The organism is Glycomyces sp. NPDC048151 (assembly GCF_043202775.1).
GTDB lineage: Bacteria > Actinomycetota > Actinomycetes > Mycobacteriales > Micromonosporaceae > Glycomyces.
This window is the reverse complement of the sequence record NZ_JBIDBB010000009.1, coordinates 143,245-164,686: the sequence shown is the minus strand read 5'-3', so window position 1 is coordinate 164,686 and position 21,442 is coordinate 143,245. Positions and strand designations below refer to the sequence as shown.

The 21,442-nt window shown below is 68.8% G+C and carries 23 protein-coding genes; 16 read left to right on the top strand and 7 right to left on the bottom strand.

Features of this window, described 5'->3' with window-relative positions:
* Window positions 1–109: 109 nt before the first annotated feature.
* Window positions 110–3,154 (top strand): S8 family serine peptidase, encoded by a 3,045-nt coding sequence (locus tag ACGGCP_RS22060; RefSeq protein ID WP_392969154.1) that lies wholly within the window; start codon window positions 110–112, stop codon window positions 3,152–3,154.
* 287 nt (window positions 3,155–3,441) lie between these two features.
* Window positions 3,442–4,506 carry an arabinan endo-1,5-alpha-L-arabinosidase gene (locus ACGGCP_RS22055; RefSeq protein ID WP_392969151.1) on the top strand — a complete coding sequence of 355 codons (1,065 nt, stop codon included), beginning with the start codon at window positions 3,442–3,444 and terminating at the stop codon, window positions 4,504–4,506.
* A 373-nt stretch (window positions 4,507–4,879) separates the two neighbouring features.
* On the opposite strand, the gene ACGGCP_RS22050 is transcribed toward ACGGCP_RS22055, so the two are convergent.
* From ACGGCP_RS22050 to ACGGCP_RS22040, 3 genes are all read right to left on the bottom strand, one after another.
* Window positions 4,880–6,754, bottom strand: a complete 1,875-nt coding sequence (locus ACGGCP_RS22050; protein WP_392969148.1) for a hypothetical protein — start codon at window positions 6,752–6,754, stop codon at window positions 4,880–4,882.
* A gap of 5 nt (window positions 6,755–6,759) precedes the next feature.
* Window positions 6,760–7,077 (bottom strand): hypothetical protein, encoded by a 318-nt coding sequence (locus ACGGCP_RS22045; protein ID WP_392969145.1) that lies wholly within the window; start codon window positions 7,075–7,077, stop codon window positions 6,760–6,762.
* A 297-nt stretch (window positions 7,078–7,374) separates the two neighbouring features.
* Entirely contained in the window at window positions 7,375–8,097 is a 723-nt protein-coding gene (locus tag ACGGCP_RS22040; protein WP_392969143.1) for a winged-helix domain-containing protein, read from the bottom strand.
* Between the two features lie 452 nt (window positions 8,098–8,549).
* On the opposite strand from ACGGCP_RS22040, the gene ACGGCP_RS22035 reads away from it, so the two are divergent.
* The 4 genes from ACGGCP_RS22035 (at window position 8,550) to ACGGCP_RS22020 (ending at window position 12,087) form a co-directional block, all read left to right on the top strand.
* Window positions 8,550–9,605 carry a hypothetical protein gene (locus ACGGCP_RS22035; protein WP_392969140.1) on the top strand — a complete coding sequence of 352 codons (1,056 nt, stop codon included), beginning with the start codon at window positions 8,550–8,552 and terminating at the stop codon, window positions 9,603–9,605.
* A 57-nt stretch (window positions 9,606–9,662) separates the two neighbouring features.
* Window positions 9,663–10,385, top strand: coding sequence for a DUF2993 domain-containing protein (locus tag ACGGCP_RS22030; RefSeq protein ID WP_392969137.1), 723 nt, complete (start codon window positions 9,663–9,665; stop codon window positions 10,383–10,385).
* A 509-nt stretch (window positions 10,386–10,894) separates the two neighbouring features.
* On the top strand, window positions 10,895–11,746 hold the full coding sequence (locus ACGGCP_RS22025) for a sulfurtransferase (protein WP_392969134.1): 852 nt from the start codon (window positions 10,895–10,897) through the stop codon (window positions 11,744–11,746).
* Window positions 11,747–11,775: 29 nt separating this feature from the next.
* Window positions 11,776–12,087 carry a DUF1416 domain-containing protein gene (locus tag ACGGCP_RS22020; RefSeq protein WP_392969131.1) on the top strand — a complete coding sequence of 104 codons (312 nt, stop codon included), beginning with the start codon at window positions 11,776–11,778 and terminating at the stop codon, window positions 12,085–12,087.
* A gap of 133 nt (window positions 12,088–12,220) precedes the next feature.
* On the opposite strand, the gene ACGGCP_RS22015 is transcribed toward ACGGCP_RS22020, so the two are convergent.
* Entirely contained in the window at window positions 12,221–12,664 is a 444-nt protein-coding gene (locus ACGGCP_RS22015; protein ID WP_392969564.1) for a carboxymuconolactone decarboxylase family protein, read from the bottom strand.
* A 69-nt stretch (window positions 12,665–12,733) separates the two neighbouring features.
* Window positions 12,734–13,657 (bottom strand): RNA polymerase sigma factor SigJ, encoded by a 924-nt coding sequence (gene sigJ, locus ACGGCP_RS22010; protein WP_392969128.1) that lies wholly within the window; start codon window positions 13,655–13,657, stop codon window positions 12,734–12,736.
* A 90-nt stretch (window positions 13,658–13,747) separates the two neighbouring features.
* Here sigJ and ACGGCP_RS22005 point away from each other — a divergent pair, with 90 nt between their 5' ends.
* A complete protein-coding gene (locus ACGGCP_RS22005) occupies window positions 13,748–14,395 on the top strand; it encodes a hypothetical protein (protein ID WP_392969125.1) in 648 nt (215 codons plus the stop codon).
* Window positions 14,396–14,569: 174 nt separating this feature from the next.
* On the top strand, window positions 14,570–14,869 hold the full coding sequence (locus ACGGCP_RS22000; RefSeq protein WP_392969122.1) for a hypothetical protein: 300 nt from the start codon (window positions 14,570–14,572) through the stop codon (window positions 14,867–14,869).
* 7 nt (window positions 14,870–14,876) lie between these two features.
* On the opposite strand, the gene ACGGCP_RS21995 is transcribed toward ACGGCP_RS22000, so the two are convergent.
* Window positions 14,877–15,962, bottom strand: coding sequence for an NADH-quinone oxidoreductase subunit D (locus ACGGCP_RS21995; RefSeq protein WP_392969561.1), 1,086 nt, complete (start codon window positions 15,960–15,962; stop codon window positions 14,877–14,879).
* A 189-nt stretch (window positions 15,963–16,151) separates the two neighbouring features.
* Here ACGGCP_RS21995 and ACGGCP_RS21990 point away from each other — a divergent pair, with 189 nt between their 5' ends.
* The 8 genes from ACGGCP_RS21990 (at window position 16,152) to ACGGCP_RS21955 (ending at window position 20,509) form a co-directional block, all read left to right on the top strand.
* The gene (locus ACGGCP_RS21990; RefSeq protein ID WP_392969119.1) at window positions 16,152–16,592 is read left to right on the top strand and encodes a DUF1707 domain-containing protein; all 441 of its coding nucleotides are present in this window, start codon (window positions 16,152–16,154) and stop codon (window positions 16,590–16,592) included.
* Window positions 16,593–16,616: 24 nt separating this feature from the next.
* Window positions 16,617–17,150 carry an SUKH-4 family immunity protein gene (locus ACGGCP_RS21985; protein WP_392969116.1) on the top strand — a complete coding sequence of 178 codons (534 nt, stop codon included), beginning with the start codon at window positions 16,617–16,619 and terminating at the stop codon, window positions 17,148–17,150.
* 184 nt (window positions 17,151–17,334) lie between these two features.
* The gene (locus ACGGCP_RS21980) at window positions 17,335–17,733 is read left to right on the top strand and encodes a YbaB/EbfC family nucleoid-associated protein (RefSeq protein ID WP_392969113.1); all 399 of its coding nucleotides are present in this window, start codon (window positions 17,335–17,337) and stop codon (window positions 17,731–17,733) included.
* Window position 17,734: 1 nt separating this feature from the next.
* On the top strand, window positions 17,735–18,049 hold the full coding sequence (locus ACGGCP_RS21975; RefSeq protein ID WP_392969110.1) for a type VII secretion target: 315 nt from the start codon (window positions 17,735–17,737) through the stop codon (window positions 18,047–18,049).
* Between the two features lie 11 nt (window positions 18,050–18,060).
* Window positions 18,061–18,774 carry a hypothetical protein gene (locus tag ACGGCP_RS21970; RefSeq protein ID WP_392969107.1) on the top strand — a complete coding sequence of 238 codons (714 nt, stop codon included), beginning with the start codon at window positions 18,061–18,063 and terminating at the stop codon, window positions 18,772–18,774.
* A 14-nt stretch (window positions 18,775–18,788) separates the two neighbouring features.
* The gene (locus tag ACGGCP_RS21965; RefSeq protein WP_392969104.1) at window positions 18,789–19,493 is read left to right on the top strand and encodes a hypothetical protein; all 705 of its coding nucleotides are present in this window, start codon (window positions 18,789–18,791) and stop codon (window positions 19,491–19,493) included.
* 14 nt (window positions 19,494–19,507) lie between these two features.
* Window positions 19,508–19,993, top strand: coding sequence for a hypothetical protein (locus ACGGCP_RS21960; protein ID WP_392969101.1), 486 nt, complete (start codon window positions 19,508–19,510; stop codon window positions 19,991–19,993).
* Window positions 19,994–20,131: 138 nt separating this feature from the next.
* Window positions 20,132–20,509, top strand: a complete 378-nt coding sequence (locus tag ACGGCP_RS21955) for a hypothetical protein (RefSeq protein ID WP_392969098.1) — start codon at window positions 20,132–20,134, stop codon at window positions 20,507–20,509.
* 22 nt (window positions 20,510–20,531) lie between these two features.
* Here ACGGCP_RS21955 and ACGGCP_RS21950 read toward each other — a convergent pair whose 3' ends face one another.
* Entirely contained in the window at window positions 20,532–21,401 is an 870-nt protein-coding gene (locus ACGGCP_RS21950) for a hypothetical protein (protein WP_392969095.1), read from the bottom strand.
* Window positions 21,402–21,442: the final 41 nt, after the last annotated feature.

The following is a 21,442-nucleotide window of genomic DNA, read 5'->3' as shown; positions in this document are numbered from 1 at the left end:
ACCAACCTCGCAATAGGCTCGTTTCCGTGCGCCGCGGCGCGGCGATCTCCACAGTCCGCGCCGGAGCACTCACCCACGGCGCACGTCCCCCTTGAGAGGAGCTCATCGCATGGGATCTCCGTCCCCCCGCAGGCAAAGACGCGCATCGACGCGCGCCCGAGCCAGAACCAGAGCCGTACTGGCGGCCGCGGCCGTCCCGCTGGTGGCCGTCGCGCTGACCACCAGCGCCGCCCCGGTCCAGGCCGAGCCCCCCACGCTCCCTGAGGTCACACCCGAATACCTCAAAGAGGGTGCGGCGCTGCCGATCGACTACAAGGACGGCAACTACATCGTCCAGCTCGCCTCCGACCCGATCGCCACCCACGAGGCCACCGCGCCCGCCGAGGGCGAGACGATCGACTTCGAGGCCGCCGCGGTCGAGGAGTACCGCGGCGCCCTCGCCGAGGAGCGCGAAGCGGTCATCGCCGAGTACGACGTCGACACGACCGCCGAGTACGACACGGTCCTCAACGGCTTCGCCGCGAACCTCACCGCCGCCGAAGCCGAAGCGCTCGCGGCCAGCGACGACGTCGCCGCGGTCGTCCCCGAGACGATCTACCAGCCCACGGGTGCGGTGGACACCACCGGCTTCCTCGGCCTCTCCGGCGACAACGGCTCCTGGGACGAGGAGTTCAGCGGCCCGAAGGACGCCGGCGAAGGCGTCATCGTCGGTGTGCTCGACACGGGCATCTGGCCCGAGAACCCGGCCCTCGCTCCGCTCTCCGAGCCGCGCCCCGACCAGGCGATCATCGACGCCAAGTGGAACGGCGAGTGCGTCACCGGCGTCGACGAGGACCCGGCGAACAACGTCGAGTGCAACAACAAGCTCATCGGCGCCCGCTACTTCGACACCTGGGGTTACGCCGAGGACGGCTTCGCGTCGCCGCGCGACCAGGACGGCCACGGCACCCACACCGCCACGACCGCCGCGGGCAACTACAAGACGAAGGTCGAGATCGACGGCGAGAAGGTCGGCACGGTCTCCGGTCTGGCCCCGGCCGCGCGCGTCGCGGCGTACAAGGTCTGCTGGGGCGGCTGCCCCGGCGCCGACCTCGTCGCCGGTATCGAAGCGGCCGTGAACGACGGCGTCGACGTCATCAACTTCTCGATCGGCTCCACGGGCACCCCCGAGTTCATCGACTCGGTGTCGCTCGCGTTCTTCAACGCGGCCGCCGCCGGCGTCTTCGTGGCCGCCAGCGCGGGCAACGACGGCCCGACCTCCACTGTGGACCACCAGGAACCGTGGGTGACCACGGTCGGCGCGTCCACGCACGACCAGACGTTCCGCACCGAGGTCGAGTTCGGCCGCGAGGAGATCCCGGCGGCCGCCCTGGTCGGCGAGGCGAAGTGGTACGTGAAGAACGCGGTCGACGCGGCGTACGACGGGACCGACGCGGAGGCCGCGGCGCGCTGCGACGCGGGCACGCTGGACCCGGCGAAGGCCGAGGGCTTCGCGATCATCTGCGTGCGCGGGAACCTGTTCAGCGCGAACGCGGAGCAGGTCGCCGCGGTCGGCGGCACGGCGCTGATCGTGCGCGACCAGTACGAGCGCGGGGCGGCGACGACGGTGACGTCGCAGGCGGTCCCGGTCGTCCACGTGAGCTACGAGGACGGTCTGGCGCTGGCCGAGTGGGTCGACTCGAAGTCGAACCCGCGCATCGAGGTCGAGACGTCCGAGCTGGAGGACGTGAACGCGCCGGTCATGGCGGCGTTCTCGTCGAACGGTCCGGCGCTCGCGGCGGAGCAGAACCTGCTGAAGCCGGACATCACGGCTCCGGGCGTGGAGATCCTGGCGGGTATCACGCCGTTCAACCACGCGGGCAACGACTTCGCGAACGCGCAGGGCACGTCGATGTCGAGTCCGCACATCGCGGGCCTGGCGGCGCTGCTGAAGTCGGCGCACCCGGACTGGTCGCCGATGGCGGTCAAGTCGGCGATCATGACGACGGCGTACCAGACCGACCAGAACGGCGACCCGATCCAGCGCGGCGGCGCCGACGCGACGCCGTTCGACTACGGGGCCGGTCACGTCGACGGTCGGGCGATGTTCGACCCGGGCCTGGTGTACGAGTCGAACCCGACCGAGTGGATCCAGTACATCTGCGGGACGCCGGAGGCGTCGAAGGTGCAGTCGTACTGCGACGCACTGGGTTCGATCGACCCGTCGCAGCTGAACTACCCGTCGGTGACGGTGGCGGAGCTGACGGGCACGTACCAGGTGACGCGCACGGTGACGAACGTGTCGGACAAGAAGAGCACGTACAAGGCCGACATCACGGCTCCGGCGGGCTTCGAGGTGTCTTCGGACGTCACGCAGTTCACGCTGAAGCCGGGCGAGTCGAAGGAGTACACGCTCACCATCACGCGCACTGACGCGGCGTTCGACGAGTGGTCGTTCGGCGATGTCACGTGGGTGGAGAAGAAGGGCACCAAGGTCGTCCACGAGGTGCGTTCGCCGATCGTGGTGAAGCCGGTGCAGCTGGCCGCCGCGGACGAGGCGTCGTACACGGGCGCTTCGGGTTCGGCGACGCTGTCGGGCACGTCGGGCTTCGACGGGACCCTGGGCGCTTCGGTGTCGGGTCTGGTCGCTTCCGAGGTGAAGACGGCGACGCTGACGGACCCGGATTCGTCGTCGTTCCCGTCGGACGCCCCGGTGGAGAACTCGCACGCGGTGTCGTACGAGTTCACGACGCCTGAGGACGCGGCGCTGGTGCGGTTCGCGACGTTCGACGCGGACCACCCGGCGGGCACGGACCTCGACCTGTTCGTGTACGTGAAGGACGCCGAGGGCGCGCTGACGCTGGTCGGCAGTTCGGCTTCGGGCGGCACCAACGAGTCGGTGTCGCTGCCTGGCGGCTACACGTTCGTGGTGTTCGTGGACGAGTGGGCCGGGCCTTCGCCGCTCGAGGCGAAGCTGCACGCGTGGGTCGTGCCGGCTGGGGACGCGGGGAACCTCGCGGTCGATCCGGCCGAGCAGCCGGTCGCGATGGGCGACGAGTACTCGGTGGGTCTGACGTGGTCGGGCCTGGCCGAGGGGCAGCGGTTCCTCGGGACGGTGAACTACGCCGCCGACGGTGCCGCGATCGACTCGACGATCGTGAGCGTCACGACCTGATCATGTTGAGCCGCAAGGCTTGAGCTGATCATCGCGCCCGCCGTGGCGACCGGGGCCTTCGGGTTCCCGGTTCGCTGCGGCGGGCGCTTCGCGTTCTACCATCCACAAACCCCCACCCACCCGAGGGGACCGAGGTCCAGGGTCGATGGTTGCAGCCGGGTCCGACAATTTCCGGCCGCGAGCGCCCGGTCGCGCGCGAAGTTCACCCGAACGATTGACCCCGTCGCCATGTTCCCGTTAACATTGAGTCGTTTCAATCCATCGATTCACGGACAAGGCGGTCTTCCATGCAACGGAAGCGCACCACCCTCATAGCCGCGGCCGGCGCGATCGGCCTCGCCGCCGCAGCGCTGGCGGTCGTCGCCCCGGCGGCCCTCGCCGACCCGGGCAACGGGCAGGGCAACGCCCACGGCCACGAGCGCCAGAACTGCGACCTCGAGGCCCCCGCCGCACTCGGCGGCGACCTCGGCGCGCACGACCCGGGCCTCTTCGCGCCCTGCACCGAAGGCGACCCCTGGTACGTCTTCGCGACCGGCTGGGGCCCCCTCGGCGACGGCAACGTGACCATCCGCTCCTCCACCGACGACGGCGCCACCTGGACCTACGTCGACACCGTGTGGGACACGAAACCCCAGTGGCTCAAGGACGCCGTCCCCGGCGTCGACAACATCTGGGCGCCCGAGATCTACTTCGACGAGGAGCAGGACCGGTACTACCTGTACTACTCCGCCTCGACGTTCGGCAAGCAGCGCTCGGTCATCGCCCTCGCCACCAACGAGACCCTCGACCCCGCCGACGACGACTACGAGTGGGTCGACGAGGGCCTGGTGTGGGAGTCCAACCCGGGCGACCCCTACAACGCGATCGACCCGACGATCCTCGAAGCCGACGGCAGGCACTACATGGCCTACGGCTCCTGGTGGAACGGCATCTACATGCTCGAACTCGACTGGCCCTCAGGCCAGGTGAAGAGCGGGGCCACCGCCGTCCACGTCGCCGGGCGCGGCGGCGCGGGCATCGAGGCGCCGGTGCTGACCGAGCACGACGGCTACTACTACCTCTTCACCTCGTGGGACGTCTGCTGCGCGGGCGCCGACTCGACCTACAACATCCGCGTCGGCCGCTCCACCTCGCCGACAGGCCCCTTCACCGACGCGAGCGGCAAGGCCCTCACCGACGGCGGCGGCACCCTCGTCCTCGGCGCCCACGGCGACTACGTGGCCACCGGCGGACAGTCGATCTCCAACGGCCTCATGGCGTACCACTCCTACCACGAGGACGGCCACTTCGACCTCGGCGTGGAGGAGATCGAGTGGAACGCGCAGGGCTGGCCGGTCCTCGACGGCGTCTAGGACCGGAAGCTCGGGTTGGACACCCATAGGCCGCCTGCGGCCCGCCCGGATCGGGCCGTCGCGCGAATGGCCATCCACTAGCCCCCACCCGCCACTAGAGGGGAAAGCAAGGTACGGCCGAGCGTCGCATCCGGGTCCGACAAGAACCCGCGCGAAAGCCGGCTGGCACGCGAAACTCCACCCGAAAGAGTGAACACGGGGCCGGGATCCGATGGATCCCGGCCCCGCCCGTCGTAGAACGAGCCTTGCGCCCCTAGGCGCAAGGGTCGTCAGGCCGCGATCCCGGCCGGCCGGCAACGGCCCATTTCGCGCTCTCGCCTGAAGGATCGCCGGGCCACGAACCCGGCCGACCGGCGAAAGCCGACCTCGCGCCCTAGGCGTAAGGATCGTCGTCGATGGCGCGGATGCCCCAGATCTCCTCGTCCTCCTCGAGCCAGTCGCGGTGCTCGCCCTCGGCCGCCTGGTCGGCGCCCATGCCGCGGCCCGCGCCGCCGCCCATGCCCCCCATCATGCCGCCCATGCCCCCCATGCCGCGGCTGCCGCCCGCTCCGCCGGAACCGCCGCCTTCCATAGTGGAGGACGCCGGGCCGACCGGGAACGCACCGCCGCTGCCGAGCGTCTTCCCGCCGCTCGCGAGACCACCGCTCACCTCGCCCGGAGGCACGAGGCCACCGCCGCCGCCCGCGCCGCCACCGCCGCCGGCCCCCTCCGGGGAGGGCGGCGGGTCGCCGGGCTTGAACCCGCCCGTGCCCGCGTCCAGGCCCCCGTAGGAGTCGTCCCCGTACATGTCCGAGGCCTCCCGGAAGCTCGACGTGTTCGAGGGCTTCGCCTCCGGCGTGAACGTCACCGCCGACTCCTCGGCGTTCTCCCAGCGGTTGATGACGTCCTCGTTGGCGACCCGCGACCGCTGGTCGTAGTCCTCCATGCCGTCGGCCATGTCGCCGCTGATCTCGTTGTTCGCGTCGGCCTGCGCCCACGCCGCCGCCTGCTCCCTGGTGGGCGGCGGCTTCTCGTTCTTGAACTTGTCCATGTAGTACTGGGTCTGGTTCTCGACGTAGTTGCGCGTCTCGCGCAGGTAGTCGCTGTCGAACCCGCCGAGCTCCAGCAGCGAGCCGAGCAGCCCGCCCGCGTGCCCGCACCCGTTGGTGACGTCGCACTGGCCGTTGCGGAACGGCGGCCGCACATGCACGTACGGGTCGGTGTACATCGTCTCGTGGTCCGAGATCCAGTACAGCGGCGCGGGATACGGCAGCTCGCCGGACGAGCCGCCCTGGAGCCCGTAGAACTCGTCGGCCTTCTGCTCCAGGAGCCCGACGGCACCGGTGGTGAGGTCGCCGATGTCGTCGCAGATCGACGCGCAGTTGGCCATCACGACCTCGACCTGCTCGGCGAACGCGTCGAAGTCGGTGCCCTGCCAGTGCTCCGAGAGCGTCCGCAGGCCCGACTTGAGCATCGGCGCGATCCCGGTGGTCGGGTCGGTGTCGAAGCCGTCTTTGAACGTCTGCCAGCCGGTGCTGATGGCCCTGAGCGCGTACCTGTCCGGGTTGTCGGGACGCACCTGGGACACGAGCGACTGGATCGCCTCCTGGCTCGGCGCGGCCGTCCCGGTCGTGACTACCGTGAGGTTGCTGACCTGCCCGACCTCGGGGATCGCCGAGACCAGCTTGATCCAGGCGGGTTCGGCGGTGTTCTCGCGGTTCTGGCAGGTCGCGTGCGGGCACGGCGCGCCCGAGAGGAACACGGCGTCGGCGTCCAGGCGCTGGTACTCGAAGTCGACGGAGTTGTCGGGAGCGGCACCGCTGTCCCACTCCTCGCGCACGTACGGCTGCTTGCCGCCCTTCTCGTCGTCGTCCTGGTCGTTCTTGCCGTCGTCGTCTTCCTCTTCTTCCTCGTCGTCCTCGTCCTCGTCTTCGTCGTCCTCTTCGTCTCCGTCGCCGGAGTCGTCGTCCTCGTCGTCCTCCGAGTCGTCATCCTCTGAGTCGTCGTCCTCATCGGAGTCGTCGTCTTCGGCGTCGCCCTCGTCCTCGTAGCCGTCGTCCTCGGCGGGCTCGTCGTCTACGTCGGATTCGGCGGGTGCGTCGGCAGGGGCGTCAGCCGGAGCGTCGGCAGGTTCCTGGCCGTCGGCCGAGTCCTGTGCGGTCTCCGGTTCGAGACCGCCGTCGGGGCCGAGCTCGTCGTCGTAGTTCGGCGCGTCGCCGAGGTCCGGGTCCTGCGCCTCGGTCTGGTTCTGCTGCTGCGTGTCGGACATGGCGATCAGTCCTGCGCGCGCGACATGTCGACGGCGGAGGTCGCATCGTCGGTGACGGCGCGCTCGGCGACGCCGTCGAGCGTGGCGATGATGCCGTTCAGGTCCGCCCGCAGGTCCTGGAGGTTGGTCCAGGTCTGGCGGTGGAACTCGCTGTATGCCTCGCGCGCGGTCAACGCGCTGTCGAGCAGCCCGAATCCGGGTTCGACGCCCAGCTCGTTGCCGTTGCGCAGCTGATCGATGAGGGTTTCGAGATAGTCCAAGCGGCCCTGAGCGAGCTCACGGAACACCGCGAGGGCTTCGGGGTCGACGGAGCGATCGGACACGGGGTCACACTCCAAGAGGGAAGGTTAGGTCCAAAGCGAACTCAATTCTAACCACCGAGGGCAATAGCTTGGGTACTCAGAGTTGCGGCATTTGTCCCGATAGGACCATTCTTTAGACTGCGAAAGAATGGTAAGTTTTCCTTATTCGATCGCATTGTTCGAAGAACATTTCAGTCCCGGAATCGACCGGTCCCCCAGGAAGAGCATCCGCCACTCTGTCAACTTCGGACGCAGCGAAAAGGACGGGCCCGCACCGCGGACCCGCCCTCAACGCTATTCAGCAGCAATCAGCCCAATTCAGGCGTCGACCCTTTCGGGGACCGGCTCCGAATCGCGCAGGTTCTCCGGCGGCGGGGCCACGAACTTGTAGCCGACCTGCCGCACCGTGCCGATCATCGACTCGTACTCGCTGCCGAGCTTCGCGCGCAGGCGACGCACGTGGACGTCGACGGTGCGGGTGCCCCCGAAGTAGTCGTAGCCCCACACCTCCCGCAGCAGCTGCTCGCGCGTGAACACCCGGCCCGGGTGCTGGGCGAGGAAGCGCAGCAGCTCGAACTCCTTGTACGTGAGGTCGAGCGGCGTGCCCTTGAGCTTGGCGGCGTAGGTGTCCGGGTCCACGGTCAGGTCCCCCGCGCGGATCACGGCCGGGCCGGCGGCCGTGGCCGCGTTCGGCTTGCCCGTGGCCAGGCGCAGCCGCGCCTCGACCTCGGCGGGGCCGGACGAGGCGAGCAGGAAGTCGTCCACGCCCCAGTCGGCCTGCAGCGCGGCCAGGCCCGCCTCGGTGACGATGGCGTACAGCGGCACGGTCAGACCGGTGGCCTGCAGGACGCGGCAGGTGGCGCGGGCGTCGGCGAGGTCGGACCTCGCGTCGACCATGACCGCGTCGGGGCTCGGGCCGCTCAGCAGCGCCCGCACGTCCCGGCCGGCGTAGCGCGCGCGGTGGGGCAGCAGTTCCAGCGAGGGCAGGATCGACTCAGGGGACTCCGGAACGGGGTTGGAAGTGAGGATAAGGATTTCCACAGCAGTCCTCCGCTGGTTGGTGAGCACACGCGACTATCGCTCTTCCCGGCTTCGGCGGCGGGCGGGCTTACATGCGGTAGGTGGAGTCCTGGCCAAGTGTAAACGGTCACCACTCAAAAGACCAGCGTCACCGCCGTGAAACCTCACCATGCGGGACGCCGCCGGGAGAGGACTCGGACAACCCGCGTTCACCGGATCGTCACAGCCCGGTCACGACCCCGCCCCACACCGTTGGCCCGCAGCCGAATCCGAGGCCCGGCCGAGCCTCAGGCGTGTACCCGCGCCGAGCCCGGAGATCCGCCGGGTCCACATACCGGGACGGCACGGCTCCGGACGGCACGTGCGGCGCGTCCACGGACGCGACGGCATCCGGCGCACCCGGCGTCCGTCCGCAAGGGTGACTCATGGCGAAGGTCGCGAGCCGGGATTTCCTGCTGCCGTAGGCTGTGGACGTGTCGTACAGCCGACCCGACGAGACCTGGGGCTACGAACCCCCCGAGGCGCCCGGAGCCGACGAGGGCCCCGCCTGGGGCGACGCCTACGCCGGAAACGCCGCCGACGGGCACCCGGACGCGCCCCCCAGCCGCACCGAGCGCCGCCGCGCCGCCGCCCGCTCCGGCGAGACCGGGGCGCACCCCACCGGCTCCTACCGGACCACCGGCGCCGACGGCAAGGAGGACCACACCCTCCCGCCGCCCAGCCCCGCACTCCTGCACCGCCTTCCCGCCATCGCCGTCACCATCGTCATCAGCGCCGGACTCGTCCTCGGCGCCCAGATGGAACGCCCCGTCTACGCCGCCGGGATCGCCGTCCTCCAGCTCGCCACCGTGGGCCTCGTGACCTGGGTGCGGAAGATCGAAGGCGCCTGGGTGCCCCTCGCGGTCGCCTCAGCCCTCGCGATCGCCGCCGACGCGGCCGCCGTCGCCTGGACGCCCGTGTCGCTCGTGCCGATCACCTGGCTCCTCGCGCTGGCCTTCGGGGCCGCTGTCGCCGCGCAGCTCATCCGCCGCACCCACGTCGGCGTCACCGAGAACCTCGGGTTCACGATGCTCCTGGGCGTCGCCGTGTGCGGCTACGCCTGCTACATCGCGATGTCGCGGCTCGGCTCCGCGCCGCCCGCCATGTACTCCGCGGTCGTCGCCGCCGGGACGGCGATCCTCGCCGCGCGCGCCGTCGACCTCGTCATGCCCGACCCGCGCATCAACCGGCAGGTGACGCGCGGCGCGTTCGGCATCGTCATCGGCACCATGTGCGGCACCGCGTCCGCCGCGTACGCCGGGCTCGTCATCGAAGGCCCCGAACCGTCCCACGCCGCGATCGGGGGGCTCCTCATCGCGCTCACCGCGGTCCTCGCCGACCTCGCATGCGGGTACATGGCCGCCTCCAGGCGCATCGACGGCGCGGGCGCGGCCCCGAACCCGGTGGTCAGCGCCGCCGGGCCGCTCCTCGCGTTCGCCGTCACCGGCCCCGTCGTATACCTGTTGTCGGCCTATTACATGATCGACTGACGCACCCCGTCCGCCGACTGGCGACCCTCCGCCAGGTCAAGCACAGGAGCCACCCTGGTGAAGATCCTCCGCCGCCTCCTCATCGCCCTCGTCATCGTCGTCGCGGTCGTCGCCCTCGGCGACCGGGTCGCCAATGCGCTCGTCGAAAGGCGCATCGCAACGGAGGTGGCGAACACCGCCGCCGAGCACGGCGCGTACTCCGACAGGGAACCCGACGTGAAGGTTCACGGCTGGCCGTTCCTCACCCAGGCCTGGACCGGCGACTTCGAGCAGATCGACATCACCCTCGAAGACGTCGGCTCGAACGGCCTCACCTTCCCGACGCTCGCGCTCGTCGCCCACGACGTCGAGGCGGACTGGCGCGAACTCAGCGACGGCGGCGACGCCGTCGCGAGCACCCTCGACGTCAGCGGCTCGGTCTCGGTCGACTCGATCGAGGCGATCATGGCCGAGCAGACCGGCTACGACCTGCAGATCAACGAGGACGGCACCGCGTCGCTCATCGGCTCGCAGGATCTCATGGGCGTCGAGGTCGAGATCGAGGCCACCGGCCGGTTCGAGTTCGGCCAGAACGAGCTCACCTTCACGCCCGACGCCGTCGAAGCCCTCACCGAGGGCCTGCCCGCGCAGGTGCAGCCGATGGTCGAGCAGGCCGCCTCCGAGTTCGCGTCCACCGTCGCCCTGCCCGAACTGCCATATGGGATCCAGCTGTCCGAGATCGAGTTCGACGGCGACGTCGTCACCGTCTCCGGCACCGCCCAGGACGTCGTCCTCACCTGATCTGCCTGCGTTTTCGGGGCCCGTCCGCCGCACGCGCGGGCGGGCACCCGGCGGCACCGACCCGTAGCTCTGGGTCTGCATCACAGTCCGCATCGCGAGAACGGGTATGGCCCCGGGCCGGGAAGTCTGCTAGCGTTCCTGCCATGCGCAAGCCGATGCTCACCAAGCGGCGCGCGATCGACTACTGCACGATCGCGGCCACGCTCTGTCGAATGCCTTAGGCGACTCGCCCGGCCCCCGAGGCCCGGAGGCAGTCGCCGCATTGCGGCCCAGCGTGCGCGAATTACAGAGCAAGGCTTGCGAACCACATAATCCCGACTCCCGCTCGCGAAGAGCGGTACTGCTCGGCTGTGGCGTCGAATCGGCTTGAATCCCGGACCGTTCCGTCCGGAACCACCCTGCTCAGCTGCGAATCGCAGCGTTCCGCCCCCGCTCGCTCCACGTACTGGGCTCGCTCTCGAACTCGAAAGCTCGAACTCGTTTCATTTACGTTCAGGAGAGAACAAGCCATGGCTCGTGAAGACGTGCTGGTCACCGCCGAATGGGCGGAAGAGAACCTCGACACCCCCGGAGTCGTGTTCGTCGAGGTCGACGAAGACGCCTCCGCCTACGACTACGGCCACATCAAGGGCGCGGTGAAGATCGACTGGAAGGACGACCTCCAGGACCCGGTCCGCCGCGACTTCGTCAACCAGGAGCAGTTCTCGCAGCTCCTTTCCGAGCGCGGGATCGCGAACGACGACACCGTCGTCCTCTACGGCGGCAACAACAACTGGTTCGCGGCCTACGCGTACTGGTACTTCAAGCTGTACGGCCACGAGGACGTCAAGCTCCTCGACGGCGGCCGCAAGAAGTGGGAGCTCGACGCCCGCGACGTGACCGCCGAGGTCGTCAAGCGCGAGCCCACCAACTACGTCGCCAAGCCGCTCGACTGGGACCTGCGCGCCAAGCGCGACGAGGTCGAGGCCGCCATCGGCGTCAAGAACCTCATCGACGTGCGCTCCCCCGACGAGTACGCCGGCCGCCTCCTGGCCCCGGCCCACCTCCCGCAGGAGCAGTCGCAGCGCGCCGGCCACATCCCGACCGCGCTCAGCGTGCCGTGGAGCAAGGCCGCCAACGAGGACGGGACCTTCAAGTCCGAGGCCGAGCTGCGCGAGCTCTACGTCGGCGAGGCCGGCCTGGACGAGTCCAAGTCGACGATCGCCTACTGCCGCATCGGCGAGCGCTCCAGCCACACCTGGTTCGCGCTCCGCGAGCTCCTCGGCTACACCGATGTGAAGAACTACGACGGCTCCTGGACCGAGTACGGCTCGCTGGTCGGCGTGCCGATCGCCCTCGGCGACGAGCCCGGCACCAAGTAACACCGGCGACGGTACTGAAAGGAACAACCATGTCTGACAGCTGCGCTGCACCCGACCAGGACGCGGCCCTGCCGGCGTCGGTCGACATCGAGAAGGAGACCGTGCTCACGGGCACCGTCGTGAACGGCGAGGGCGAACTCGTGCAGGGCGCCTACGTGCGCCTGCTCGACGGCTCCGGCGAGTTCACCGCCGAGGTCGTCACCGGTGAGGGCGGGCAGTTCCGCTTCTTCGCCGCCCCCGGCAAGTGGACGCTCCGCGCGCTCTCGCGCTACGGCGACGCCACCGGCGAGGTCGAGGCCGACCGCGGTCTCAATGAGACCAAGCTCGCCGTGAGCCGCTAGACGCTCACCCCAGACCGACCGGGGCGATTCAGCTCGTATCCCAGTCTGGAAGGCGGGGCCGCTTTTCGCGGCCCCGCCTTTTGCGTACCCGCCAAGCGGATTCGACGCTCCGGGGCTTCCGCCGACCGCTTCGCTACTGGTCCTGCATGTCCTTGTACCTGGCGGTCTTGGTGACCGGGTCGTAGAAGCCCGCCGGGGTGCGGAGGGCAACGTTGATGCGGTTCCAGGCGTTGATCTGGGCGCACATCGCCACGAGGGCCGCGATCTGCTCGTCGTCGTAGTGCTTGCGCACCAGCTGCCAGGTCTCCTCGCTGACGCCGTGTGGGTTGTCCGCGATGCGGGCCGACTCCTCGGCCAGCGCGAGCGCGGCGCGTTCGGGTTCGGTGAAGGCCGGGGCTTCGCGCCAGACGGTGACGAGGTTGAGGCGCTCGGGGTCTTCTCCGGCGTGGACGGCGTCCTTGTAGTGCATGTCGACGCAGTAGCCGCAGCCGTTGATCTGGCTGACGCGGAGTTTGAGCAGTTCCATGATGGCGTGGGGGATCGGGCCGGTGTGGAAGAGCTTCTCGTTGGCGAGCATGTTCTTGTAGTAGTGCTTGGCGAACTCGGTCTCGGTGAAGGCGAGTCGGGGTTCCATGGTGGTTCCTTCCTACTGTTCGGCCTGGGTGGTGCGCAGGCCGGCGAATTTCTGCGGGTTGCGGAGGTAGTCGACGGTGGTGATGCGGCCGTCTTCGATGCCGAGGGCGATGACGCCGTCGACGATGCCGCCGCCCACGGTGATGAGGGCGGGGCTGCCGTTGATGACGATGGGCCGGTGGTCGCGGTCGGCGTATTTGTGGGAGAGGCCGACGAGGAAGCGGGCGACCTTGTCGGCGCCGTGGATCGGGTTGCGGGCGGCTCTGACGAGGCCGCCGCCGTCTGAGGTGAGGACCGCTTCGGGGTCGAGGAGTTCGAGGAGGCCGTCGAGGTCGCCGGAGCGGGTGGCCTGGGAGAAGGCTTGGACGACGGCGCGGTGGGCTTCGGGGTCGACATCGAAGCGGGGTTTGCGCTGTTCGACGTGTTCGCGGGCGCGGCTGGCGAGTTTGCGGCAGGCGGATGGGGTGCGGCCGAGGGCGGTGCCGACTTCGTCGAAGGTGAGGCCGAAGACGTCGTGGAGGACGAACGCGGCGCGTTCGGCCGGGCTGAGGGTCTCGAGGACGACGAGCATGGCCCAGGACATGGAGTCGGCGAGGCTGACGGAGTCGGCGGGGTCTGGTGCGGTCTCGACTGGTTCGGGGAGCCAGGGGCCGACGTAGGCCTCGCGGCGGGTGCGTGCGGCGCGGAGGACGTCGAGGGCGAGGCGGGAGGTGGTGGTGACGAGCCAGCCGGTGAGGTCGTCGATCTGGTCGGGGTCGTTGCGCTGGAGGCGGATCCAGGCGTCTTGGACGACGTCTTCGGCTTCGGCGACGGAGCCGAGGAGGCCGTAGGCGACGCCGAAGAGGCGGGGCCGGAGTGCTTCGAACTGTGCGAGGGCGGTGCTCGCGGGAGGCGCCTGGGCGGGTGCCTCGGGGTGGTGCGCTTCCTGTCGGTTCATGTGAGGAGGACGGGGCATGGTTCAAGAGTGTGACATCAGATCGCAGATTGTGATGGCGATCTCACTGAAGCGGTAGGGCAGACTGGTGTCGTGTTCTCGAACCTCTCGGCGCGTTGGCGCCGCCGCCTGCGTGTCGCGGTGGTCGTGTGGGCGGTGCTGCTGGTCGCGGTCGCGTTCGCAGGGTCGCGTGCGACGGTGCGCGAGCAGGTCGACGCGGTCGGTGCGCGTGCGGTGCTCGACGGCGTGGTCGGCGAGGCGGCGTCGGTGTTCACCGGTGCGGCGGTGCTCGCGGTAGGGCCGTTGACCTGGGAGGAGTGCGAGGTGACGCCGGTGCGGCCGGGCCTGTCGCTGGAGCGGACTCTGCAGGTCTCGGGTGCGACGGTGGCGGATGTCGAGGCGCTGGCCGAGCGGTTCGGGTTGCGCGTCTTGGCGGACGGCCCCGACGGGGCCTCATGGTCGGGCGAGACCGCGGATTTCGTCGGGGTGCGCGTGACCGCTCCTGCGGCGGACCCGCCGGGCGGGCGCTGGGCGGAGCCCGTTGCGGTGCAGGCGGTCAGCGGATGCAGACCGTCGGAGGCCCCGGTGGGCGCATTCGCGCCCGAGCCTCCGGCGGAGGCGACGGCGGACTGGGCGTACGGCTCGGTCGGCTGCCCGGGCGGGGAGACGCTGTCGAGCTGGACGGAGGCGGTGGAGGCGCAGCCGATGCGGGTCCACGAGACCACCGGCGGGTGCGCCTGACGCGGGGGCCGGAGGCCTCGGGGCGTCTCGCTGAGCCGTTCGCTCGCGTCCTGACCGTCCACTCCGGGGAGTGTTCCGCGGCGAAGGCGTCGCCGGCCCCGCCGGGATGGAGCGGGTCGAGCGCGCTGCGTTAGAGTGATCGGGCCTTCACGCCATCCCTCGAAGGAGACCCCCGTGACCTACCAGCAGCCGCAATGGCAGCCCGGCCAGCAGCAGTTCCAGCAGCAGGCCCCGTACGCGCAGCAGCCGCCTCAGGCCCCGCCTTCCTATGCGCCCCAGGCGTACCAGCAACCGCCGCAGCCCTACGCGCAGCACCCCCGGCAACCGCAGGTCTACACCGGACCGCTGCCCGGCGGCGACCCGAAGGCGCAGGCGTGGAAGAACTACGGCCTGCAGTGGCTGCTCGGCCTGGGCTTTCTCGCGGTCATCGGGATCTTCGCGGTGATCTACAACTTCGCCACCGGCGCGTGGTGACGCCCGCTCACTTGTCGATGTCGCCGACCACGAAGAACATCGAGCCGAGGATCGCGATCATGTCCGGGATCAGGCATCCGGTCATGAGGGTCGCCAGGGCCTGCACGTTCGCGTAGGACGCGGTGCGCAGCTTCAGCCGCCACGGCGTCTTCTCGCCCCGGCTCACCAGGTAGTAGCCGTTGGCGCCCAGCGGGTTCTCGGTCCACACGTATGTCTCGCCCGCGGGCGGCTTGAAGATCTTCGGCTGCTTCGTGTTCACCGGCCCGCCCGTCAGGGACGCCTGCTCCAGGCACTGACGCGCCAGGTCGATCGAGACCTGGACCTGGTCGAGCATGCAGATGAACCGGGCGTGGCAGTCGCCCTCGTTCCGCAGCACGACCGGGACGTCCAGCTGGTCGTACGCGAGGTACGGCTCGTCACGGCGCAGGTCGAAGTCGAGGCCGCTCGCCCGCGCTACCGGCCCGGTCACGCCGTACGCGGCCGCCGTCGCCGCGTCCAGCACCCCGACGCCCTTGGTGCGCGCCGCGAAGATCTCGTTGTGCCGCAGCAGCTTGTCGAGCCTGACCATGCCGGTCTCGACCTCGTCGAGCGCGCGGTGCGCCCGCCCCTCCCACCCCGAGGGCACGTCGGCTTTCAGGCCGCCCACGCAGTTGTACATGTAGTGGATGCGGCCCCCGCTGGCCTCCTCGAAGACGTGCTGCAGCCGTTCGCGTTCGGTGAACGCGTAGAACATCGGGGTGATCGCGCCGATCTCCAGCGGGTACGAGCCGAGGAACATGAGGTGGTTGAGCACGCGGTTCATCTCCGCCAGCGCCATGCGCAGCCACACCGCGCGCTCGGGCACCTCGACGCCCGCGAGGCGTTCGGCGGCGAGGGCGACGCCGAGCTCGGAGGAGAACGCCGAGAGCCAGTCGTGGCGGTTGGCCAGGAGCATGATCTGGCGGAAGTCGCGCACTTCGTAGAGCTTCTCGGCGCCGCGGTGCATGTAGCCGACGATCGGCTCGCATTCGGTGACGCGTTCGCCGTCGACGCGCAGCCGCAGGCGCAGCACCCCGTGCGTGGACGGGTGCTGCGGGCCGATGTTGAGCACCATGTCGGCGGCTTCGGTGCCCGCTCCGACGCCGACGATCACTTGCTCCCGCTCGCTCACGGTCCCATCGTCGCAGCTTCGGGGCGTCCGGGGAAGGGTCGCCACGGCGAAGTTCGGGAGCCGTAGGTTTGTATGGCGTCGGTGGCGGGCTGCTGGCATCCTTGAGGAGCCCGACGATGGAGGTGTCGCCGAATGGACCGCGATCAGATGCGTGCGTCAGAGTCCGACCGCCAGGTCGTGATGGAGCGGCTGCGGCAGGCGGTCGAGGAAGGCCGCCTCGACGTGCCCGAGTACCAGGAGCGCATCGACGCGGCCATGCAGGCGAAGGTGTACTCCGAGCTCGACATCCTGCTGGCGGACCTACAGCAGCTGCCGCCCCCGGGTTTCGACGCGGCTGTGGAGCCGACGACGGTGATGCCGGCGGCGTCGTTGTCGAAGGCGAACCAGCAGTTGCGCGACAGTGCGGACGAAGGCTCGCGGAAGTGGAAGATCGCGGGCGTCGCGGTGGCGATCGCGGCCGTCCTGGCGCTGATCATGTTCGCGATCGCGCCGGAGATCTTCCTGTACATCGCGATCGGCGTGCTGGTCATCCTGGTCCTGTTCGTGGTCGCGGCCGTCGCCGGACTCTTCTGATCCCCCTCCCTGTAAGGAAGCACCGTGACCGACGCCGACGCCTATCGCAAGGCCTGGGAACCCGACAACACGATCCCCTATCCGCGTGCCGAGTGGCTCGCGCACTACACCGCGCCCGCCGCGACGTTCCCGGCGATCGACTTCCTGCCCATCGACATGTCGGTGGTGTACACGGCCTATCTCGAGGACGCACAGTTCGACCTGTACTCGCGGATCGACCTCGACATGGGCCGGGACGGGAAGCTGCGGCTGGCTGTGGTCGGCGCGGTGCCCGAGGACAAGGACGACATGCTGTTCTGCCTCGACCTCGACAGCGGACAGGTCCTGCTGCTCGGCGTGGGCGACGGGACGCTGGAGCTGGTGAACTCGACTTTCAAGGCGCTCGCCGAGTTCCTGTACGAGTTCGCGCTGTTCATCGACGCCGACACGGGCGGGGCCGGGCGGGCGCAGCGGGCGAAGGCGTTGCGCGCGAAGCTGAACGCGATCGACGCGGGGGCGCTGGCCGACCGCGAGTCGTGGTGGTCGGTTGCGCTCATGCAGTTGGGCGCGAAGGGCTGAGGGCCCGCTGTTCCCCGATTCGTGCCAGATCGTTCACCAATTCGTCACCACTGGTAACCCTGAGTCACATTGATTACCAGAGGTAGCATCGCCGTACCCAAAAGTGAGCAGTCTTTTCATATAGTCCGGAGTTGAACCTACCGACGGGCCCTTCCCCTTGGCCCTCAATCGGAACGGAGCGACGATGGACAACCCCTTTGCGAACATCCGCGGGCCTGAGGACGCACGGGCCGCTCTGGCCGACTGGAAGGAACGGGCCGACAAGCGGGCGGCAGAAGCGATCGCCGCATCTGAAGCGGTGCAGGCGGTCACCGCGGTCGGCGCGGACGACAACGGCATCGTCAACGTCAAGCTCGACTCCAGCGGCGCGATCGTCGCGGTCGCCTTCTCCCCCGAGGTGCGGCGTATCCAGCCGATCCATCTCGAGCGGCAGTTCATGCAGGCGTACAACAATGCTGGCCAGGCGCTGCTCGAAGCCGCGAAAGCCGCTGCGCAGGAACGGCTCTCGCCCGAGTCGCCGACGGCCAAGGCCCTGGTCGACAGCATCAAGATGCGCTTCCCCGAACGCGAAGCGGAGGCCTGACATGGGCGGCTACATCGAAGTCGTGACCGAAGACCTCGTCACCCACGCTTCCCACATCGACTCTCTTCGCGAACGGTTCGGCGCGATCTTGTCTGCAATGGACTCTGTCGAGCAGGACAACGAGGCGTACGGCATCATCTGCCAGTTCCTGCCACCCATCCTGGCCGGCCGCCAAGCCGATCAGAAAGAACTGGTCGAAATGGCGCAGGAGAACTTCGAAATGCTCGCACAGGCACTGCGTGACACCGCAGATGCCTATGACGCGGCGGACGAGGCGACTGCTCAGGAGCACAAACAGCTCCAGGACGAACTCTAGGAGGAATTCCTATGAGTGATCTCGTCGCCACCGAATCCGACGTCCCCCCGCAACCTGGCGCTGCTGTCTCGGGCGCGGGCATCGTAGAGTCCTATACCGGCCTGGCCCAGGCGATCGGCTCCGGTTCCTGGATCGACGCCTCCGTTGCCGGAATCGGCGTCGCACTGGAAACCGTCGGCGCCGTGGTCGATCCGATCGGCACCCTCGCATCAGCAGGCGTGGGTTGGCTTATAGAGCATGTAGAGCCGCTGACTGAAGCGCTGGACATGCTCGCTGGGAATCCCGATCTCGTTGAAGCCCATGCTATGACATGGGACAACATCGCGAACGAGTGCTTCGCGATGTCCGAGGAGATGGCCGCTTTCATCGATGCGGACGTCGAATCCTGGGACGGCGCGGCCGCCGACGCCTACCGTGGCAAGGGCGACGCTAACGCCGACGTCCTCGGATGCCTCGGCGGCACTGCCCTCTCGCTCGGAACCGCCACCAGAGGAGCCGGACAACTCGTGACGATGGTCCGAGAGTTCGTGCGGGACTTCGTGGCCGAGTGCATCGGATCGCTGATTGCCTGGGCCGCCGAGGTTGCCTTCACTGTCGGTGTCGGCGCCGCATGGGTGATCCCGAAAGCCGTCATGAAGATCACCGAGTGGGCCGGCAAGATCTTCGGCTGGATCACCGGCCTCATCGACTCCATCTCTGCCCTGCGCGATCTCCTCTTCGGCTGAAAGCACCCCCTGCCATGAGACTACTCAAACACGCCATCATCCCCTTCCTGATCCTCGCGCTGGGCTTGCACGGCCGCAAGACGAAACCGCACACGCACGCCACCCTCACCCGCGATGGACAGGTGAGCGCCCAGAAGGAAACGCGAGATCGCATCATCGGCGCCAAGGTCTACGTGCAGAACCTCGACCCCGACAACGCTGGAAACCAGATCGACGTGGCCGTCGAGCCCAGCCCAAACAACGACATCCCCCATAAGACAGACGAAGAATTGCGAGCGGACGCCAAAGAACTCGAGGCTCTGCAAGCCTCGTTCGAAAACAACCCAGAGGAATACAAGGGCCAGTACACGTTCGTGACCGTGCAGGACGCGAACGGCAACCTGTACTACACGACGAACGGCAAACAAGGGTGGACGCCTGACGCGGTCGTACGCCTGCGTGCCGAGGAGATGGGGTATAACCGGATCCACGGCGCGGAAATCCGCGGCGAGAACTCCAACCATGCCGAACAGCAGCTCTACAACGCACTCGACGCGAAGCAGCGGGCGATCGACAACGGCGAAGGAGACACGGAGCCCTATCGATCGCTGCCTGAGAAACCGCTACGGTTGTCACCGAGCAAGATGCCTTGCGACCAGCGCAACCCGAACAGCCCGACGAGCCAAGGCTGCGGAAGTCGCGGCGAGAGCATCGACGGCGTGTCCGTTGTCGGCTACTAGGAAGGTCTTGAGCTATGTCGAGCGCACGGGAGCAATTCGCCCTTCTCGAAGCACAGTACGCGAGCATCTCACCGCCGCAGCGGCTCTCCATGGCTGCGGAACTCCTTGAGTGGACCGTCGCGAACTTCGACACACCGATCAATGACCGCACCGTCGCGGACCTCGTCAGCCGTGCCCAAATCGCGATTAACGCAGCCGTCGACGCAGGGTTGTCAGCGGCACCCGCTGACCCCGCGCTCACCGACCAGCTGTTCTCCGTAGCCGAGGACACGAACGAACCCGGGGCGTTCAATCTGCTCGGCGCCTTCCGACTTTGCTTCGACCACATCGAACCGGAGATCACACCACAACGTCTCCTTGGCATCTTCGATAGGTGCTATCAGGCGGACTATGTCCGATACACCGAGCCGGCGATCGCGGTCGGGGAAGGCGATCCCTCAGCCCGGGGCCAGCGAATCTTCGCCCGCCAGGCCGAACTCCGCCAACGTTATCTCCCATAGACCTCGCTCACCGCATGGTGTAGCTACAACACCCCCGATCGCCGGCCCCGCCGTCAGCGACGTCGCTGCGCGAGCATACGGAAGCCCGCCGCTTTCAGTTCGGAGACGGCCCTTGGCGGTGCGTGATTGGATGGGCGGATGGCGAAGAAGAAGAAACGCGGGCCTGACACCATGAGCTTCCTCGTGCTGGCGCGCACGGAGTCCGGGGCGTATCCGCATCCTGTCGAGGTGGCGTTGTACCCGGACGGCGCGAACTCGATCGCCGCGATCTCGATCGGCCCGCATGCGGCGAACGCCGGCGGGCTGGTGCACCTGTCGGGGCTGATCGACCAGGCGCGGGGCGAGCTGAACCCGGCCCACAAGGCCGAGTTCGACGCGGCGGAGCTGCACTGGCTGGTGCCGTTCCTGGTCCGGCTGCAGGCCGGGGAGGACGTTACGAAGGAGATCGTCGCGGCTTACCGGGAGCGGCACGGTTCGCAGCCCGAGACCATGCTCCTGGCCAGAACCCGCTCCTGAGCCGCGCCGAAGGGGGCAGGGGTCAGAGCTCGGTCCCGATCCACTCCTGCGGCGTCGGGTCTGGATGGAAGGCGACGAAGACGAGGTCCTCGTCGTCCGGCCGCCGCGGGTCGAACAGGACCTCGGCAGGGCCTGCGGCCGGGATCGCGGCGCGGCCGCGGCTGAAGCGGGTCACCCACCTGTCAGCGCCCTGGGCATCGGTGAACCTCACCGTGACTTCGGAGCCGGCGACTGAACGCTGTCCCTGGTCGTTCGTGGTGATGCGCAGCGTCACGGCGGTGACGGCGCCCTTGGCGCGGGGGCCCTCCGCTAGCAGGCGGTCCCGGTCAGCGATCTGGCGGCGCAGACGGCGGTAGTGTCGGATCGCATGGGCGACAACGAGTCCGGCGATGGCGACGCTCAGGACGGGCAGCCATAGGTCGGCGTAGTAGGCGATCCAGCCGAAGACGCTCCAGGAGGTGTCCTCGTGGAACACCGGGTCCAGTCTGATCCCGACCGCGAGCGGGTTGAGCCAGGTCGGCGCGTCGACCACGATGGCGACGGCCGCCGCGCAGGACGCGAGGGCCGCGAGGATCCGGGGCTGGGGGCCACCGCCCCGATACGCGTCGATCAGCCACGACGCCACAATGGACCCGACGAGCGTCCCGATCATGCCGAGGCTCCAGAGGTAGCCGAGCGTTCCGACGCCCCAGAACGTCGGGATCGACTCCCGGTCGTCGAAGACGCTGTCGATCACAGAGTGCCGCAGCATGTCAGCGGTCGTAGCGATGGCCAGGCCGAGCAGGACCGAGCATGCGGTCATGGCCGCCGCGACGGCGATCACCCAGGCGAGGAAGCGCCCGTCCCCGGCGCGCTGCCGCAGTTTCGCCCGTCGTGCCGATGCAGAGTCCATTGTGCTTATTGTCGGCCTTCTCGAGGACGGGCGGGCCGGTG